Genomic DNA, 2,502 nt, shown 5'->3' with positions numbered 1-2,502 from the left:
TGTTGGTTTCCACGCGGAACTGAGCCGGTTTTTCCACCGAGAAGTGAGCCACCTCTAAGTATGGTTTTCTGATCAGGCTTTGGTCAATGGGTTGGTCTTTTCTCCTCTCTTTTGCGCTGCTGCGGCCGAGCTGGCTTTGAAGCGGAAGCTGTCGTTCCCGGTTTCCAGGATATGGCAACGGTGGGTGAGGCGGTCCAGCAGAGCGGTCGTCATCTTGGCGTCGCCGAAGACCGTTGCCCATTCGCTGAAGCTGAGGTTTGTGGTGATGACGACGCTGGTGCGCTCATAAAGCTTGCTCAGCAAATGGAACAGCAGTGCACCGCCTGAGGCACTGAACGGAAGGTATCCCAGCTCGTCGAGGATCAGCAGATCGAGGCGAACCAGTGTCTCGGCGATCTGGCCTGCCTTGCCTTTGGCCTTCTCTTGCTCGAGCGCGTTGACCAATTCGATGGTCGAGAAGAAGCGGACCTTTCGGCGATGATGCTCGATCGCCTGGACACCGAGGGCGGTCGCGACATGTGTTTTGCCTGTGCCCGGCCCGCCGACGAGCACAACATTCTGCGCTCCGTCGATGAACTCGCATCTGTGCAGTTGGCGCACAGTCGCTTCGTTGATCTCGCTGGCGGCGAAGTCGTATCCGGAGAGGTCCTTGTAGGCCGGGAAGCGAGCAGCCTTCATGTGATAGGCGATGGACCGGACCTCACGCTCGGCCATCTCGGCTTTCAGCAACTGGGACAGGATCGGCACGGCAGTGTCAAAAGCCGGAGCACCTTGCTCGATCAGGTCCGTGACGGCTTGAGACATGCCATACATCTTCAGGCTACGCAGCATGATGACGACGGCGGCGCTGGCGGGATCATGACGCATGGCGACCTCCCATGATCCGGACACGAAGGCCATCATAGCGTTCGACGTTGGCCTTGGGTTCGCGGAGCAAAGTCAGTGCCTGTGGCGTATCGACGTCGGGACCGTCGGTCGTCTTGCCGTCGATCAGCCGATGCAGCAGGTTCAGCACATGCGTCTTGGTGGCCACGCCTTGATCCAGAGCCAATTCCACGGCCCTGACGACGACCTGTTCGTCGTGATGGAGGACGAGGGCAAGGATATCGGCCATCTCACGATCACCACCAGGGCGGCGCAGCATCTGGTCCTGTAGTTGTCGAAAGACCAGCGGTAATTCCAGGAAGGGCGCTCCATTGCGCAGTGCTCCAGGCTTGCGCTGGATGACCGCAAGGTAATGCCGCCAGTCGTAAATCGTCCTCGGCGGTTTGTCGTGGCTGCGTTCTATGATCCGCGGATGTTCGCAAAGGATATTGCCCTCGGCCGCAACAACCAGTCGCTCAGGATAAATCCGCAGGCTGACGGGCCGGTTCGCAAACGATGCTGGCACGCTGTAACGATTACGCTCGAAGGTGATCAGGCATGTCGGCGAGACGCGTTTGCTCTGCTCGACGAAGCCGTCAAACATGGCGGGGAGCGCCATCAATGCTGTCCGCTCATCAGCCCAAACATCTGCGATAGAGCCGGGCAAGGTGCCATGCGCTGTCTCCCGCCACAGGTCCTGGCAATGCTGTTCCAACCAGATATTCAACGTTGCCAAATCCGGGAAGTCCGGCATCTGCTGCCACAGCCGCGGTCGCGCATCCTGGACGTTCTTCTCGACCTGCCCCTTCTCCCAGCCCGCGGCGGGATTGCAGAACTCGGGCGCAAAAACGTAGTGGTTCGTCATTGCCAGGAAGCGGATGTTGACCTGTCGCTCCTTGCCGCGGCCAACGCGATCGACCGCTGTCTTCATGTTATCGTAAATGCCGCGACCAGGTACGCCGCCGAACACGCGGAAGCCGTGCCAGTGGGCGTCGAAGAGCATCTCGTGCGTCTGCAGCAGGTAGGCCCTGACCAGAAACGCGCGACTGTGAGATAGCTTGATATGGGCGACCTGCAGCTTCGTACGCTCGCCGCCGATCACGGCATAATCTTCACTCCAATCGAGCTGGAATGCTTCGCCTGGGCGGAAAGACAGCGGAACGAATATGCCGCGGCCCGTCGTCTGCTGCTCACGTTGCCGATCAGCCCGCCAATCACGGGCGAAGGCGGCGACCCGACCATAGGAGCCGGTGAACCCGAGAACCACCAGATCGGCATGAAGCTGCTTCAACGTTCGGCGCTGCTTGCGCGACTTTCCGGTCTCTGTCTTCAGCCAGGCCGTCAGTTTGTCGGCAAAGGGATCAAGCTTGCTCGGTCGTTCCGGTACCGTGAACGTCGGCTCGATCGTACCCGCGTTCAAATACTTCGCGATCGTGTTGCGTGACAGCCCGGTGCGCCGGCTGATCTCGCGGATCGACTGCTTCTCTCGCAGCGCCATGCGCCGGATGATGTTTAAAAGTCCCATGTGGATCACTCCGTTGCCCCCGTCGCTCACCGCGTTGGGGGGAAGGTTCACATGGCTCAATTCTCAATGGAAATTATGCGCCTAACCGGCTCAGTTCTGGGTGGAAACCAACA

2 protein-coding genes are annotated in these 2,502 nt (G+C 59.7%); both read right to left on the bottom strand.

From position 1 onward, the window contains the following. Positions 1–72 precede the first annotated feature (72 nt). Positions 73–867 (bottom strand): IS21-like element helper ATPase IstB, encoded by a 795-nt coding sequence (gene istB / locus IEX27_RS20985; protein ID WP_188723015.1) that lies wholly within the window; start codon positions 865–867, stop codon positions 73–75. Next, positions 857–2,389, bottom strand: a complete 1,533-nt coding sequence (istA, locus tag IEX27_RS20980; RefSeq protein WP_188723014.1) for an IS21 family transposase — start codon at positions 2,387–2,389, stop codon at positions 857–859. Before istA ends, istB begins: the two co-directional genes overlap by 11 nt. Between the last annotated feature and the right edge of the window lie 113 nt (positions 2,390–2,502).

It is taken from the genome of Nitratireductor aestuarii, assembly GCF_014641695.1.
Lineage (GTDB): Bacteria > Pseudomonadota > Alphaproteobacteria > Rhizobiales > Rhizobiaceae > Chelativorans > Chelativorans aestuarii.
Note: the sequence above shows the minus strand (reverse complement) of the source record. Positions and strands in the feature narration are given on the sequence as shown.

What these genes read in the sequence shown, in the direction of transcription:
- istA (WP_188723014.1), bottom strand. Translation starts at nt 2,389, where the DNA reads ATGGGACTTTTAAACATCATCCGGCGCATGGCGCTGCGAGAGAAGCAG.
- istB (WP_188723015.1), bottom strand. Translation starts at nt 867, where the DNA reads ATGCGTCATGATCCCGCCAGCGCCGCCGTCGTCATCATGCTGCGTAGC.